Source organism: Blautia difficilis (genome assembly GCF_014297245.1).
In the GTDB taxonomy this organism is placed as follows: domain Bacteria; phylum Bacillota; class Clostridia; order Lachnospirales; family Lachnospiraceae; genus Blautia_A; species Blautia_A difficilis.
Map to the genome: position 1 here is coordinate 1 of NZ_JACOQG010000002.1, position 15064 is coordinate 15064.

The window sequence follows — 15064 nt, forward strand, 5'->3', positions numbered from 1 at the left end:
CGGGCCGCTGGTGCATCGGTTAGACTGCCAAGTCTACGGCCGAGTAGCCAAGCCCGGAAGGGATAAACGCTGAAGGCATCTAAGCGTGAAGCCCCCCTTAAGATGAGATATCCCATTCGAAAGAAGTAAACCCCCTTGAAGACGACGAGGTAGATAGGGCAGAGGTGGAAGTGTGGCAACACATGGAGCTGACTGTTACTAATCGGGTGAGGGCTTGACCAAAACGCAGGAAGTTAATTCTCAAGGAAATGTCAACATGTATGTAGTTTTGAAGGTGCAAAACCTTTATTCCTCCTTAGCTCAGTCGGTAGAGCATGCGGCTGTTAACCGCAGTGTCGTTGGTTCGAGTCCAACAGGGGGAGTTTTGGCTCCATGGTCAAGCGGTTAAGACACCGCCCTTTCACGGCGGTAACAGGGGTTCAAATCCCCTTGGAGTCATTTAAATAATGTAGATGTGATTTTCTGAGGCTTGATTCTGACAAGTGATATGCCGATGTGGCTCAATTGGCAGAGCAGCTGATTTGTAATCAGCAGGTTATCGGTTCGAGTCCGATCATCGGCTTTTTGGACCTTTAGCTCAGTTGGTTAGAGCAACCGGCTCATAACCGGTCGGTCCTGGGTTCGAGTCCCCGAAGGTCCATTTGTTATTATTTTGGCCCAGTGGCTCAGTTGGTTAGAGCGTCGCCCTGTCACGGCGAAGGTCGAGAGTTCGAGTCTCTTCTGGGTCGTTAGCATTTGCTGACGAGGTAATTGCATAAGGAATATGGAATCTTAGCTCAGCTGGGAGAGCATCTGCCTTACAAGCAGAGGGTCATAGGTTCGAGCCCTATAGGTTCCATATGCCGCAGTGGCGGAACTGGCAGACGCCCGGGACTTAAAATCCCGTGGGTAGTGATACCCGTACCGGTTCGATTCCGGTCTGCGGCATGATTATAAAATGGGAGAAACGTTAGTTTTACAGCGTTTCTCTTATTTTTTGCTTATAGGTTTTGAACACACTTCTCTTGATTTTTCATTACTCTTGCCAACTGGAAGTTAAAAATACATTTAAGTATTTTATAACAATAACTTGCATAGACAAAACAGGTTCCATCGTATATACTTGGAGTAGAAACCAAATAAAAAAGGAAAAGTAACTGTTCAGAACCGCTTAAAGCACTTGTGTAATGAACAGCTACGGGAAAAAGAGGAACAGTTATGTTATTGGTAAAGAATGCAGAGGTTTACGCACCGGAATATCTCGGAAAAAAAGATCTTTTGATTTGCGGAGGAAAGATTGAATGTATACAGGATTCCATCGGAGAACTGCCTGTGGAATGTGAGATACTGGATGCAGAGGGAAAAATTCTTACACCCGGATTTTTAGATCAGCATGTACATATTACTGGAGGTGGCGGAGAGGGAAGCTTTCATACACGGACACCGGAATTACAGATGTCAGAGCTGGTAGAGAACGGTATCACAACAGTGGTGGGACTTCTGGGAACAGATGGAATCACCAGGAGTGTGGACAATCTTTACGCGAAGACCAGGGTACTCTGTGAAGAGGGCGTGAGTGCTTATATGCTTACAGGTGCTTACGGATATCCTAGCCCGACGCTCACAGGCGAGATAGATCGAGATATTGTATTTGTGAAGGAGATTCTGGGTGTGAAGCTGGCAATCTCTGATCACAGGGCACCTAATGTGACGGAGGATCAGCTGATTCAGATTGCAAGCAAAGCCCGTGTGGCGGGAATGCTCAGTGGAAAACCAGGCATTGTGGTGCTTCATATGGGAGATGACGAGGCTGGTCTGGCTCCGGTATTCCGGGCACTGGAGGAGAGTTCTGTTCCCGTACGGATTTTCCGACCCACGCACGTGAATCGGAATGAAAAGCTGTTAGAGGATGGATACGAATTTATAGGTCGAGGAGGCTATATTGATCTGACCTGCGGTATGCATACTTCACCGGGAGAATGTGTTCTGGAGGCGAAAAAGCGGGGATTGCCCACAGAGCATATTACCATGAGCTCTGACGGACATGGAAGCTGGTCTAATTATGCGGAGGATGGCAGCCTTTTAGAGATAGGTGTGTCTGGTGTGGATGCGCTTTATAAAGAGTTGAAATATATGGTGCAGGCACTTGGAATGAATCTGGAGGAAGCATTGCCTTATATGACCTGTCAGGTGGCGGAGAGCCTGGATTTACAGGGAATCAAGGGAATTGTGGCAGAAGGGGCCGATGCAGATATGTTGCTGTTTGATCAGAACCTGACGCTGGATACCTATGTGGCAAGGGGAGAGATCTTTATGAAGCATGGAGAGGTACTCCGAAAAGGAACTTACGAGAAATAAAAGATAAAAAAGAATCCTGCTTGCAGGATTCTTTTTTGTCTGGAAATCAGGATGGCAAGGTATCAATAAAGATCTGACGTTCTGCTGGCGATACACTGTCGATAACAAGACAGGAAGCCAGAATATTGAGCATGGCCATAGGCACGGTCATGGAGTTGTAAAACAGCTTCGTAGAGGTAGGGCAAAGCAGCAAAAGTGTGCTGTGTGCTGCCGCCGGAGAAGTATTACTGTCGGTGATTGTCAGAATCGGTACACCGGATTTTGCCGCTTTTTTAGCAATATTTCCAATAGGGAAATAGTAGCGGGGAAAAGAGAAAAAGATTACCAGATCACCATCCGTCAGTTTTTGGATAGTCTTCTGGGTTAAATCCAGATCTGATAAATCAATCAACACAGCATTAAGGTACAGGATTTCCAGACGACTCTGCAGAAATTTACCGGGTACCAGGGAAATATCATGGGCAAAAATGTAGATACGGCTGCTTTTTCGGATTTCATCAGAAGCCTTTGTCACAGATTCCAGATTAATGTTAGCAATAAAATCAGAGAAAACAGTAGCCTCTGTATTGCAGATTTCATGAAGGATCCGTTCTCGTTCGGAGGCTTCGCCTGAGATGCGCTCCGGCAGAAAAAAGGAAGAAGAGGAGGCTTGCTTTATCATTTTCTGGGTATAGTCCCGGAACTGCTCCTTTAAGTCCAGAAAGCTGGAACAGCCCAGCTTTTTACAAAAACGGAGCAAAGTCAGCTCTGAGGTACCGGTCTGATGGCTCAGCTGTGCCAGTGTAATGTAACTGATTTCCTCCAGATTGGCGATCAGATAATCTGCAATGGTTTTCTGCTTTTTCGTCAGGGTAGGATAAAGTTTTTGGAGATGCTCTAAAATATCCATATATATTACACAATGTCCTTTCTCTGCATGGTTCATGCAAAATTTTAGATTTTTTTCATAAAAATTTTAGTAAAAACTTTACAAAATCATTATAACATGTATAATAGAAAATATAAAGTAAAGTATATACTTAACAAAAAAATCGAAAGAATCTTTAATATTATAGTATATATTATATGATTTTCTTTCGAAAAAAAAGGAGGAAAAAGGCTATGAAGAAACTTTTTGAGAAACACTTCGAACGGACATGGTTGATTATTTTTCTGATTATGTTTGTATTCATTATGATTCCGTTCCCGTTTTTCTACAGCGAGACGTATATTCCCGCATTTGGTGGTGTTCCGCTTTATATATTCGGATGGTTTGTTCACACTGCCATTACATTTGCGCTGATTATTATCTATTACCGCATGTGTATGAAGAGAAAAGAATATCACACTTATGATGAGGAGGACAAATAAATGAATGGAGCAGCAGTAATTCAGCCATCACCAATTCCTTTCTATACAGTGTTAGTACTTTATCTTGGAATTATGGCATTTATTGGTTGGTATGCAGGACGTAAGACGAATAGCATTGGCGATTTCTTTGTATTGAGCGGAAAGGCTGGCGTGGTAGTAAGTGGTATTGCATATTTCTCAACCCAGTTTTCCATGGGAACTTTCCTTGGTACACCGGGAACCATTTACGGCGTAGGCTATGCAGGAATGGCCATCTCTGTACCTGGAGCTGTGTTCTGTATGATTCTTCCGGCGCTTCTCATTGGCCGTAAGCTGATTACTCTTGGTCATAAATATGGTTTCCTGACTATGGCCGATTACCTGACAGACCGTTATCACTCCAAGAATATGAGCGGTGTTTTGGGCGTGATGATGCTCTTCTTCCTGGTTCCGATGATGGGCGCACAGATTATCGGAGCGGGTGTTATTGTACATGTATTTACCGGACTGCCTGAATGGGTAGGTGTTGTGGGAATGGGTATTATCGTTATTCTCTACTGTATGACCGGTGGTATGAAAGGTGCCATGATGACAGACGTTATCCAGGGATCTCTGATGATTGCTACTGCAGTGGTTACATTTATTGTATCTGTAGTAATGGGTGGAGGTTTCTCCAACATTAACCATACACTTCAGAGTATGAATGAGGCTTATCTGACCTTCCCAGGCGCCAACGGTTATATGCCTTGGACTTATTATGTATCCAATATTGTGCTATGGTCGTTCTTTACCATGGGACAGCCTCACCTGTTTACAAAGTTCTTTGCAATGAAGGATCATAAAACCATGTTCAAAGCAATTCTTCTTGGTACTGCAGGTATGTTTTTCTCTGCAACTCTGATTGAGTGGGCCGGTGTAAATGGTATTGCTTCCATTCAGAATATCGAGAAGGCAGACCAGATTATTCCTATGATTCTGCAGAGAGGTTTGAATCCTTTCCTGGCTTCCATTTTCATTGCAGGTATTGTGGCCGCAGGTATGTCCACTATCGATGGTATTCTGGTAACTACTACCGGTGCTGTTACCCGTGATATTTATCAGAAGATTATCAATAAGGATGCCACAGATGAGTCTGTTATGAAAATGTCCAAGGTAGTAACTGTAATCATCGGTATCATCGTAATTTGCTTTGGTGTATTCCAGCCAGGCAGTATTTTTGAAATTAACCTGTTTGCATTTTCAGGAATGGCAATTTTTGTAGTGCCGATTCTGTTCGGAATTTATTGGAAGAAAGCAACAGCGAAGGGAGCAATCGCAGCGGTTATCGTAGGTATTATTTCCCTGTTACTCTTTACCCTGAACCCGTCAGTCAAAGCACTGGCTATGGGATTCCATGCATTATTCCCGACTACTATCATTGCTTCTATCGTAATGATCGTCGTAAGTAAATTTACAGAAACTCCGCCACAGGAGACTATTGATCGTCACTTTATGGCATAAAAATCAGGAGGTGTATTTGAAATGTATCTTGCAAAAATGACTACAGCACAGGCAAAAGAAGCTTTTAAAGAGGATCCGATTATTGTGATTCCGGTAGGAAGCACTGAGCAGCACGGAACACAGAGTGCGTTGGGAACGGATTTTATGGTACCGTCCTATCTGGCAGATCATGTGGAGGATATAGACAATGTAATCGTAGCACCTACTGTTCCTTACGGTGTATGTCCTTATCACTTAAGCTTTGAGGGAAGTATTAATATTGGTTATGAAGGACTTTATATGGTTCTGCATGGCATCATGGACTCTCTGATGCAGCATGGTGCAAAACGTTTTGTAATTCTGAATGGCCATGGCGGCAATACTCCATCCATTGACCGGGCAGCTCTGGAGGTATATCATAAAGGTGGTGTATGTGCCAGCGTAGATTGGTGGAGTCTGGTAGCTCAGCTGGACAAGAAGTTTGAAGGTGGTCATGGTGACGTTCTGGAGACCTCAGCTATGATGGCAATTGCTCCGGAATCAGTACATCTGGAACTTAGTAAACCTATCAATGCACAGGATCCTTCCGAGAATATGAAGGCGGCTTATATCCAGGCAGTTAATTTCAAGGGTGGTATCGTACGTCTTGTGAGAGATACCAAAGAAATTGCTCCAAGCGGCTGGTTCGGACCTTTTGATCCGAAGGATTCTTCAGCAGAACTTGGACAGGAAGCTTTGGATCTGGCAGTATCCTACATCCGTGATTTCCTGGAAGAAATGAAGCAGATGAAATTGTCTGTTTAACCAAACTGCGAAGCAGCTACTCTTGATCTAAAACTTTAATAGATAGAAATCCGAAGGGATACCACTCAGACATGAAAAGATAGCTGAGTGGTATCTTTTTCTGTTATATAAATAAAGAAACGAAATCAATAGTTTTTACTTATCTATGTAAAAATTATTGATTTTTATTATGATTGTTGGCTATAATAAAAAAGAATTTAACCGAATCAAGTAGAGAAGCGGATTGCGAATATCCGCTTTAAGGAGGAAATGATCATGTGTACAGCTGCAACTTATAAAACAAAAGATTTTTATTTCGGAAGAACGCTGGATTATGAATTTTCTTATGGTGATCAGGTTACTGTTACACCGCGCAACTTCCCGTTTTATTTTCGACATGTCGGTGACTTGACAAATCATTATGCAATTATTGGGATGGCTCATGTAGCAGATAATTATCCCCTGTATTATGATGCTGTCAATGAAAAAGGGCTTGGTATGGCAGGCCTTAATTTTGTGGGGAATGCTTCTTATTCTGAAGTTCAGACAGAAGGGGATAATATTGCACAGTTTGAATTTATTCCATGGATTTTAAGTCAGTGTTCTTCTGTAACAGAGGTTCGGGAAAAACTTGATCATATTAATATAGTGAATACTCCTTTCAGTGAACAATTTCCTTTAGCCCAACTTCATTGGATGATTGCTGATGAAAAGGAAGCTATTACAGTAGAATCTATGTCTGATGGTCTTCATGTTTATGATAACCCGGTTGGTGTTCTCACAAACAACCCGCCTTTCCCACAGCAAATGTTTCAATTGAATAACTATATGCACCTTTCACCTAAACAGCCCGTGAATACATTTGGCAGTAATCTTCCTCTCAATGCATACAGCCGTGGAATGGGAGCCCTTGGTCTTCCAGGAGATCTTTCTTCGGCTTCTCGTTTTGTACGTGTGGCATTTACAAAAGCAAATGCTTTTTCCGGTGAATCAGAGGAGGAAAGCGTCAGTCAGTTTTTCCATATCCTCGGGTCTGTAGATCAGCAGCGTGGCTGTTGTGAGGTTTCCGACGGAAAGTATGAAATTACCTTATATACTTCCTGTTGTAATGCTGCAAGAGGGGTTTATTATTATAATACGTATGAAAATCATCAGATTAGTGGGGTAGATATGCACATGGAAAATCTGGACAGTAATAAATTGGTCTGCTATCCGTTGATCCAGGGAGAACAAATTAAATTTCAAAACAGATAATATTTTTAAGGCAAACAAAAATATGACTATTTCCTCTACAGAGAGGTGGTAGTCATATTTTTTATGTCGCTGTAGCGATCAGGAAGCAGGATGGTCGATAAAATGGGTTGAAAAATAGCCAAATATGCTGGCGATTATGATCATACATGGAAATCATGAATGCTTTCCAACCAGGAAGCTTTCCGCGTTCTTCAGAAGAAGCCAGAGAAAGATAAATACCATATCCACTGAGGAGGAAGAATAAGGTCACTCCTATTTCGCCTCCGAAAGACAGAAAAATATGAAGAGCTGTATGCGCCTGCCATGGCTGGCCGGACAGAACATAGCAATGGTAAAGCATAATATAAAGAATAGCTCCTGCACGGAGCAGGTCAATGTTTTTGATTCGTTTCATGATGAGTCCTTTCTTGGGTGAACAGAGTAGTAAAGGGGGATATGGTAAATTTAGTCTGCATTAGCATTTATTTGTATGGAGAGTAACAGTCATAACGGATTGCCTTGCCCTTCAGGGAGTAGGAAGGTACTCTTTCATCCAGGTATGGACTTTTCAGAGGACGTTTTACAATGATTTTGGAAGGCTGTGCTGCCATAGCTGCATCAAAAAGAGCTGTTTCCTCAGAACAGGGAGGCTCCAGTTTCTGGATAAGCTGGAGCTTTTTGTTGATCAGGCCGGATTTCTGCCGTCCGGGAAACATGGGATCCAGATAGATGACATCCACAGGATCCAGCCGCTTATTCAAATGTTCAATACTGTCCCCCTCTACAAGCTGCATGCGGGATACAATATCCTTTAGGACAGTATTTTTTTTTGCACGGCGGAGAGCATCTTTAAGCAGAATGGCAATTACAGGATTTTGCTCATAAAGTGTTACCTGATATCCACAGGCTGCCAGAAGCAGGCTGTCTTCGCCCATGCCGGCAGTTGCGTCAATGGCCTTAAGATTTTCCTGATCTGTTTTGACTGCCTTGGCCAGCATCTCATGCTGAAGACGTCCATTGGTCACACGATGAAGCATATTTTCAAAATCTCCCTGATAGCTGAGACCGAAACCGGATAGAGATACTCCTTTGGAATCAAATAAAACGGTCAGGTAATTGCCGGGTTTATTTACAATAGGGGAGCCGGTACGTCTGGAAAAGGATTCTGCCATATCTTTCTGACCGCCCTTGCCTATACAGACTGCGATTTTATTATTCATAGTTTTCTTCTCGCTTTTTTATTAATGTTTAAGGATTGTAACAATGTTTATTCTGTGATTTCCTTCAGTAGCCGTTCAATGGTTTGCATATGTTCACTCATGATCTGTTCTGCCAGAGAGGGATTGTTTGCAGTAATGGCTGCTACAAGTCTTGTATGTTGGGAATCAATTTCCGGAGAATCTTCATCTTTTTGCATAAAATGTGAACGAATTCCCACGATCATATTTTCTGTGAGCTGGGAGGAAGCATTCATCACGCTGAAAATAAGCGGATTATCTGCAATCTGTGCGATTTTAAAGTGAAGATCGCGGTCCAGATCACTTCGGAGAGTTTCGTCATCAGTACTGTCCAGTTTGGCAATGATCAGTTGAAGTTCCGCTGCATCTAGCTGACTGCAGTTTTGGGCAGCCAGATAGGCTGCTTTGGTTTCAAGAGCACCACGAAGGGAAACAGTGTCCTGAATTTTGCTGTTATACATTTGAAAGATGATGGATAATGGGCCTGTAAGGCAGCTGCTTAGATCTGTTGCAATATAGTTGGCGCCTCCATGCACGCTGACTGTGATTCCCAGAAGAGAAAGAGCTTTTAGCACTTCACGCAGGGCAGGTCTGGAAATTCCCAGTTCTTCGGCCAGGATACGTTCGGCAGGCAAAGCATCTCCGGGCTTTAATTCCCCAGTCTGGATTTGCTCTATGATCTGTTTTAATACGTCATTAAAAGTATTGGTTCGGTCTATTTTTCTAAACATAAATTTTCTCCCGCATCATTAAATATCTGATTTTTTTGGATATGGAATACTTACATTATAACTTATGATGTGATATATTTGCAGTTTTTTTATAAATTTTATTTTTTTATTTCATATCTTTTATCTGTCTTTATCTGATGTCATTATCTACATTTTCAAAATCCCCGAAAGTCTTGATTTTACTGGATAAATTTGTAAAAAGGATTTTATCATTATCTGTCATGCGTCATTACTTGTTCGTGGGGTGAAAATTATTTTATGGGGTAAAGATTGGGGTAAAAAATGGGGTACAAAAACTCAAAAAAATAAGCACTCAATGCCTATGGCTTGATGCCCCTTAAGCAGACAAGGTAAATAACCGGATCTACTTAGGAGGAAATCAGGAGGTATTGGGTGCTTTTTAGAATTTAACGATTTCCTAAATAATTTTTGAATGATGCGATAATATCTATGGAAGGAGTTGATCCATAAGTGGCAATTATGCGGTCTCTTTCGTGAGAGGCATTATCAGACCATTCTTTAAAATCTTTTTGAGATATTTTTTTTGCAGTTACACGAGCATACATCCTTTTATAGGCGCGTTGATATTCTTGAAGAATAGGGGTTGAGTCAACTTTTGCTTTTCTTGTTTGTTTAGCAGCTAACTTTTTACATGAGAATTTTTCGCCAGGCAGTACTCTATCGCAATATTCAGTTGCATATTTTCCTTTAGGTATAAAATATTTATGGCATCGACCACATTTCTTTACTTGAACATTTAATTGAATAAGAGCATACAATTCTTCCATTAAATAACCATGCAAGTTGTCATATTGGTATCTGACAGTTGTTGAAACGTTTAATTTTTTTAATTCGGAAATGACTTTTGGGGAAAGGGCAGGTTTGTCAATAATAGGTTCTTGCCCATTATAGTGACGATATTTTTCATTGGAACAATCCATTCTTTCTAGCATATTTAGTTCATGAACAGGTGTGTTAGATCCTAAAAAAACAAATCCATTCCGTTCAAATTTTTTTATATTTGTCAAGTAGTTATCGTTATAAAGTTCGTTATAAATATAATATTTCTCGAGCGCTGACAGTGCTGATAATTCAGGTAAAAATGAGGTATTGCAGCAGAAATTCAAAGCAAAATCAAACTCTTTTTTTATGTTAATTAAGCTTGTTCTATAAGGCAAGCTAAGAGTGTATCTACAAAATGAGTAATATAAGATATATAAATAAATACATTCTAAAGATGCAAGGTATTCTTGTTCTTCGTCATTTTCGTGGAGACCGTCCCATTGTCCTGAATTTTCACCTGACAAGTTTTGCAGAAAACATAAAGTTTCATCCGGTAATGAAAGAAAATTGAATAAATTTTCTCCTAATGGAAATTGAATCACATTTTCACTGAATTCAATATAATGAAAACCTGAATTATTGTCATAATATTTTCTGGTGTCAATATCTAAAGAAATTGTTGAATTATTTATATCCATATAAGCATAGCACAATCCATTATTGATAAGCTTATGTAGTGTTTTGTAGTTATACATAATACATCCCCCCCTTTTGATTAGAAAATTGAAATTATAATAAAAATAGATTTCTATACTACTCTAACATAAAATATTGTGAATGTCTAGGCATAATGATATAATAAGATAAAATAGAAAATTAAAAATAATAAAATATAATTTTCGAAAGGAGAAAAGAAAATGAGGGCATTAAAAGAAAATAGCAATGGAAGATATCAAAAAGTTCCGGCGGCTTGTGGATTAGTAAATGTAAGTAGAAATACGCTTATGAAGATAGCTGGTGAAGCAAATGCGATTGCGCGATTTGGAAAATCAGTTCGGATTGATATGCCAGTTCTTTATGATTATATAGATAAAAATTGTAAAGGCTGATGAAGAGAGGCGACGATTCTATGGGAGTATATGAAAACCTGCTGCCGGGTAAAGAAAATGCACTGACACCGGAGTACCTTACTGTGAAATGCCATTTTTCCAGCGTTCGAATGCTTCAGAAGCAGATTGAGATGGAGCGCAGATCAGGAAAAGTAATCTTATCGAGCGCCACGAGTCCAGGAGGCTACTACCTTCCTGCAGCAGGAGACACGATGGAAATCCGAAAATTTATTCGTACTTTAGAGAATAGAGGTGAAAATACATTGAAAACTCTGGAAAGTGCAAGAGAGTTATTGAAGGAATTGGAAGGTGATAATATTTGACCTATGAGGAAATCTTATCACATTTTCAAGTGAAGAAATATGGCAATGGAAAGGTACAAGCACTCTGTCCGGCACATCCTGATAAGGAAGCCAGTTTGACGATTACGCAAGGGAATAATGGTAGGACTTTATTAAAATGCCATGCGGGTTGCAGCTCTGAAAGTGTTGTACTGGCAGCAGGATTAAAAATGGCAGACTTATTTAGTGAAAGTAGGCCAGCAGAGGAATGCTGGCGAATGTACATAGAAAGCCGAGAGAAAAGAAAGATTGAGGCTGTATACAATTACGTATCTATTAACGGCGAATATGCTTACACAAAAATACGCCTTGAAGGTAAGAAAATGCTTTTCGGAATACTTAAGGATGGGCGGTTTGAATATGGCTTGAAAGGAAGGAACAAAAAGGAATTCAGTGCAATATTCGGAAGTGTTCCACGAATAAAAGAAGCCATTGAAAGAAACGAACCGATTTTTATACCTGAGGGTGAAAAGGACGTTAATACACTGGTAAAGAAAGGCTATACTGCTTTTTCATGTGGCGGGGCTAATGATTGGAATAAGAACGTATCAGAACTGTGTACGGGTGCTGAAGTTGTCATTCTGGCTGATAATGATGCTCCAGGGAAGAAACTGGCAGCTGCTATTGAAAAAGATTTAAAAGGAATTTCTAAGAGTGTAAAGATAATTGTTCCGATGCCCGATACGCCAAAAGCAGATATAACTGATTATTTTGAAGAGGGACATACTGTTGAAGAATTTGAAAATTCAATAAGGAATGTTGATGATACAGAGAAGATTTGTGTAGATGTTCAGCAAGATCAGAAGCAGGATACAGGTAAAAAACGATCTGTAATACAAAAAAGCAAGGACGAAGTAGCTGGATGTCCGGCATTAGTCTTTAAATTCCTTGACTGCAACTATGATGAAGATGGAAATGTAAAAAGCGTAAAACAGCTTGTACATAATTTTGAAATCGTCATGGATAAAGACAGTCGTTTCGCCGGGAAAATCCGCCTTAATGAGTTTGCACAGCAACCTTATCTATATGGTAGTGTACCATGGGAAAATGAGAATAATTGCAGAGCATGGAGCAGTCATGATGATTCAGCTTTGTTTTCGCTGATACAGGCTGATTATGGGCTTAAAAGTCGGCAAGACTTCGCAGATGCGCTGAAAAATGTTTCTATGCGGAATAAATTCCACCCAGTAAGAGAATTACTGGATTCCCTTACATGGGATGGAAAAGAGCATATAAGAAGCCTGCTGCCGGAATATCTTGGAGCAGAGGATTCTGATTATACATACCAGGTAATGCGCTTATGGATGTTAGGAGCTGTTTCAAGAGTGTATAAACCCGGAAGTAAATTTGATTATACAATCATTTTACAGGGGTCACAGGGCATTGGCAAGAGTACATTTCTAAAATTGATGGCTTTGGACGATTCATGGTTCAATGATTCATTGGACAGCTTGGATTCAGACAAAGCGGTCCAGTCACTTACCGGATCATGGATCATTGAGCTTGCAGAACTTAAATCTTTGGCAAGGACGGCGGGCGGTGTGGAGAGCGTAAAGCGATTCCTGACAGCCACGCAGGATAAATACAGGATTCCTTATGAGCGGCGGGCAGACACATTTTACAGACAGTGTGTATTCGCCGGAACCACTAATAAAGATGATTTCTTGCAGGATGAGACAGGAAACAGGCGTTTTCTTATTATTCACACAGGAGTTACAAAACCATCTAAGAGCCTTTTTACACCAGAAGTTATGGAAGATATAAAACAGGCATGGGCGGAAGCAGTGCATATTTGGAAAAACGAAGATCCACAGTTGATACTTCCGGAAGCTTGTATACAACAGGCCAAAGAGCTTCAAGAGGCAAATATGGCGGATGATGGCAAACGTGGAATTATTCTGGACTACTTGGAAGGAAAAACTCAGGTGTGTGCAAGAGAAATATGGTTTGAAGCATTGGAAGAAAGCATTTCGCCAAAAAGTTATCAGACATCGGAAATAAACAGTATTATTGCAAAGGTACCAGGATGGCAAAGAATGAAAACTCCACGCAAATTTCCTAAGTATGGAAGTCAGAGAGGGTTTCAGAAGATGTTACTACAAACTGAACCGGGAAAAACTACAAACTCTTCTGACTTTGTGCCAGTTCCTAAACAAGAACAAATGGAAATACCGTTCGAGTAGGCGATCTTGAAAGAATGTAGTCAACTTTGTAGTTAGAATGTAGTCTGCTCAACCCCAGCATTTATGGGCTTTTCTACAATAACTACAAAAACTACATTCTATAAAAAGAAATATATAAAAGATAATAATATGGGATATAAGAGTATATAAGGAAAACTTTAAACTCTTTGGAACGATTGTAGTTGTAGTTTGTAGTTTGGTTTTGTAATGAATTTTATAGGCGGATTATCGTCAGAAAGGACATGTAAAAGATGTATCAGGAAAAAACAAAGAAACAGCCGATTTATGACATTGTATACCTCAAACCACTGGAAGGATTTACTGTAGAGGAAGTAACAGAAGAAAAAAGAAATATCGTTATGAAATTCGTAAACCATCAGACAGGAGCAACCACAAGAATATATATTGATTCTGTTTTGCTCGGAAGCGAAATGATGAAGTATACAGAGGAGTAATTAAGAATATCGAAATGCCAAATTGATAGCATACACTTTGTAGTAATTTGAACGAATAGGAATCATGTAAACTTTATAGGCGGTAATCCGCCAGAAAGGACAATAATCATGAAAATTATGGCACAGGATAAAACACGAGTTTTAAATTTTAAAATGACGTATATCAGTTATGTAAGTAAGAACCGTATTTGTGAGGGTGATTTTTGTATTGCGGAATATGCAAGTCCAGAACGCGCGAAAGAAGTGTTGAATGATATGTTTCAAAAGTATGCAGCAGGAGAAAAAGAGTATATCATGCCGGAGGAATAATCATTGGATAATGAAAAGGAATTAAGACAGGTATATGACATATTAACTGCTGCCTGGCGAGCATACAGAGAACATTACCCGCCGGGAAATCCGCAGGATGATACATACTGGTCAAAGCTGGTAGATGATCTTCACAAAATAGAATCACAGCATAATTGCCAGTTGTGCCGGGATATCTTGTGCAATGTTGCGTCAGATCTGGAGCACAAAGCAAAAGTCCTGTATCAGTCAAAGTAACTGACACAGGACCGTATAAAAGGGGTGAGTCTTTCTGTAAGCTATTATACCACAAACAGGACAGGAGGACTCTATACCAATGAGCATCAGAAAAATGAAATTGGAAGATTATGGGATTACGCCGGGACGGGCAGCAGAACTCAAAGAAATGGTAAAAGACAAACAGTATTATTCTTTAGTAAGCGAAGCATGTAATAGGGCAAATGAATTTCTTGCCTCGCATCTGGTAAAGAGTTTTACGGAAAGCGTGGGATATCGCCAGATATTCAAAAACAGCAATTCATGTGAACTTCCATGCACTGAAAATGATTTTTATGGTTATAAGCGGAAAGCACTTCATGAATTTGATTTACTGGTGAAAACAGTAGATTTGTAGTAGACGATGCCATGAGAACCTGACAAAACCCCACATATCACTCTATATGGGAGGAACTTACGGAAACCTACGATTTCAGCATATATAGCCGAAAACATTAACAGATATTAACATCTTCTCGGATCGACAACCTGTCAAAAC

General features: G+C 40.3%; 17 protein-coding genes, 7 tRNA genes and 1 rRNA gene. 20 read left to right on the forward strand and 5 right to left on the reverse strand.

What is annotated here, in order from left to right; translation table 11 throughout:
• The 9 genes from H8Z82_RS01480 to iadA all read left to right on the forward strand — a co-directional run.
• Positions 1 to 222 (forward strand): 23S ribosomal RNA (locus tag H8Z82_RS01480); the annotation flags it as partial.
• Between the two features lie 67 nt (positions 223 to 289).
• Positions 290 to 362, forward strand: a tRNA-Asn gene (locus tag H8Z82_RS01485).
• A 4-nt stretch (positions 363 to 366) separates the two neighbouring features.
• Positions 367 to 438: transfer RNA gene (locus H8Z82_RS01490), tRNA-Glu, on the forward strand.
• 51 nt (positions 439 to 489) lie between these two features.
• Positions 490 to 562, forward strand: a tRNA-Thr gene (locus H8Z82_RS01495).
• Positions 563 to 566: 4 nt separating this feature from the next.
• Positions 567 to 640: transfer RNA gene (locus tag H8Z82_RS01500), tRNA-Ile, on the forward strand.
• Positions 641 to 654: 14 nt separating this feature from the next.
• Positions 655 to 728, forward strand: a tRNA-Asp gene (locus H8Z82_RS01505).
• 37 nt (positions 729 to 765) lie between these two features.
• A tRNA-Val gene (locus H8Z82_RS01510) sits at positions 766 to 838 on the forward strand.
• A 3-nt stretch (positions 839 to 841) separates the two neighbouring features.
• Positions 842 to 927 (forward strand) — tRNA-Leu (locus H8Z82_RS01515).
• 270 nt (positions 928 to 1197) lie between these two features.
• A complete protein-coding gene (iadA, locus tag H8Z82_RS01520; RefSeq protein WP_019160588.1) occupies positions 1198 to 2337 on the forward strand; it encodes a beta-aspartyl-peptidase in 1140 nt (379 codons plus the stop codon).
• Between the two features lie 46 nt (positions 2338 to 2383).
• Here the strand turns inward: iadA and H8Z82_RS01525 are convergent, their stop codons facing one another.
• Positions 2384 to 3226: a MurR/RpiR family transcriptional regulator gene (locus H8Z82_RS01525; protein ID WP_186994039.1), complete on the reverse strand. Its 843-nt coding sequence runs from the start codon at positions 3224 to 3226 to the stop codon at positions 2384 to 2386.
• A gap of 212 nt (positions 3227 to 3438) precedes the next feature.
• Between H8Z82_RS01525 and H8Z82_RS01530 the strand changes: the two genes are divergently transcribed.
• The 4 genes from H8Z82_RS01530 to bsh all read left to right on the forward strand — a co-directional run bounded on the left by H8Z82_RS01530 (position 3439) and on the right by bsh (position 7182).
• Positions 3439 to 3687 carry a hypothetical protein gene (locus H8Z82_RS01530; RefSeq protein ID WP_019160590.1) on the forward strand — a complete coding sequence of 83 codons (249 nt, stop codon included), beginning with the start codon at positions 3439 to 3441 and terminating at the stop codon, positions 3685 to 3687.
• A complete protein-coding gene (locus tag H8Z82_RS01535; RefSeq protein WP_019160591.1) occupies positions 3688 to 5166 on the forward strand; it encodes a sodium/pantothenate symporter in 1479 nt (492 codons plus the stop codon). It abuts the gene before it with no gap.
• A gap of 21 nt (positions 5167 to 5187) precedes the next feature.
• Positions 5188 to 5949, forward strand: coding sequence for a creatininase family protein (locus H8Z82_RS01540; protein WP_019160592.1), 762 nt, complete (start codon positions 5188 to 5190; stop codon positions 5947 to 5949).
• A gap of 255 nt (positions 5950 to 6204) precedes the next feature.
• Positions 6205 to 7182 carry a choloylglycine hydrolase gene (bsh, locus tag H8Z82_RS01545; protein WP_186994040.1) on the forward strand — a complete coding sequence of 326 codons (978 nt, stop codon included), beginning with the start codon at positions 6205 to 6207 and terminating at the stop codon, positions 7180 to 7182.
• 61 nt (positions 7183 to 7243) lie between these two features.
• Here bsh and H8Z82_RS01550 read toward each other — a convergent pair whose 3' ends face one another.
• The 4 genes from H8Z82_RS01550 to H8Z82_RS01565 all read right to left on the reverse strand — a co-directional run bounded on the left by H8Z82_RS01550 (position 7244) and on the right by H8Z82_RS01565 (position 10668).
• Complete coding sequence (locus H8Z82_RS01550; RefSeq protein WP_243176365.1) at positions 7244 to 7576, reverse strand: acyltransferase family protein; 333 nt, start codon at positions 7574 to 7576, stop codon at positions 7244 to 7246.
• A gap of 67 nt (positions 7577 to 7643) precedes the next feature.
• Positions 7644 to 8381: a class I SAM-dependent methyltransferase gene (locus H8Z82_RS01555; RefSeq protein ID WP_186994041.1), complete on the reverse strand. Its 738-nt coding sequence runs from the start codon at positions 8379 to 8381 to the stop codon at positions 7644 to 7646.
• Positions 8382 to 8428: 47 nt separating this feature from the next.
• Complete coding sequence (locus H8Z82_RS01560) at positions 8429 to 9130, reverse strand: FadR/GntR family transcriptional regulator (protein WP_019160605.1); 702 nt, start codon at positions 9128 to 9130, stop codon at positions 8429 to 8431.
• A 407-nt stretch (positions 9131 to 9537) separates the two neighbouring features.
• Complete coding sequence (locus H8Z82_RS01565) at positions 9538 to 10668, reverse strand: DUF6076 domain-containing protein (protein WP_186994042.1); 1131 nt, start codon at positions 10666 to 10668, stop codon at positions 9538 to 9540.
• Between the two features lie 162 nt (positions 10669 to 10830).
• Between H8Z82_RS01565 and H8Z82_RS01570 the strand changes: the two genes are divergently transcribed.
• The 7 genes from H8Z82_RS01570 (at position 10831) to H8Z82_RS01600 (ending at position 14923) form a co-directional block, all read left to right on the forward strand.
• Positions 10831 to 11022: a DUF6462 family protein gene (locus H8Z82_RS01570; RefSeq protein WP_118031099.1), complete on the forward strand. Its 192-nt coding sequence runs from the start codon at positions 10831 to 10833 to the stop codon at positions 11020 to 11022.
• A gap of 20 nt (positions 11023 to 11042) precedes the next feature.
• Positions 11043 to 11345, forward strand: coding sequence for a hypothetical protein (locus H8Z82_RS01575; protein WP_186994043.1), 303 nt, complete (start codon positions 11043 to 11045; stop codon positions 11343 to 11345).
• 188 nt (positions 11346 to 11533) lie between these two features.
• On the forward strand, positions 11534 to 13546 hold the full coding sequence (locus H8Z82_RS01580; protein WP_186994044.1) for a virulence-associated E family protein: 2013 nt from the start codon (positions 11534 to 11536) through the stop codon (positions 13544 to 13546).
• Positions 13547 to 13797: 251 nt separating this feature from the next.
• Entirely contained in the window at positions 13798 to 14001 is a 204-nt protein-coding gene (locus H8Z82_RS01585; RefSeq protein WP_186994045.1) for a hypothetical protein, read from the forward strand.
• A gap of 117 nt (positions 14002 to 14118) precedes the next feature.
• The gene (locus tag H8Z82_RS01590) at positions 14119 to 14310 is read left to right on the forward strand and encodes a hypothetical protein (protein WP_243176366.1); all 192 of its coding nucleotides are present in this window, start codon (positions 14119 to 14121) and stop codon (positions 14308 to 14310) included.
• A 3-nt stretch (positions 14311 to 14313) separates the two neighbouring features.
• On the forward strand, positions 14314 to 14547 hold the full coding sequence (locus tag H8Z82_RS01595) for a hypothetical protein (RefSeq protein WP_186994047.1): 234 nt from the start codon (positions 14314 to 14316) through the stop codon (positions 14545 to 14547).
• Between the two features lie 79 nt (positions 14548 to 14626).
• Positions 14627 to 14923: a hypothetical protein gene (locus tag H8Z82_RS01600; protein ID WP_186994048.1), complete on the forward strand. Its 297-nt coding sequence runs from the start codon at positions 14627 to 14629 to the stop codon at positions 14921 to 14923.
• The last annotated feature ends 141 nt before the right edge of the window (positions 14924 to 15064 follow it).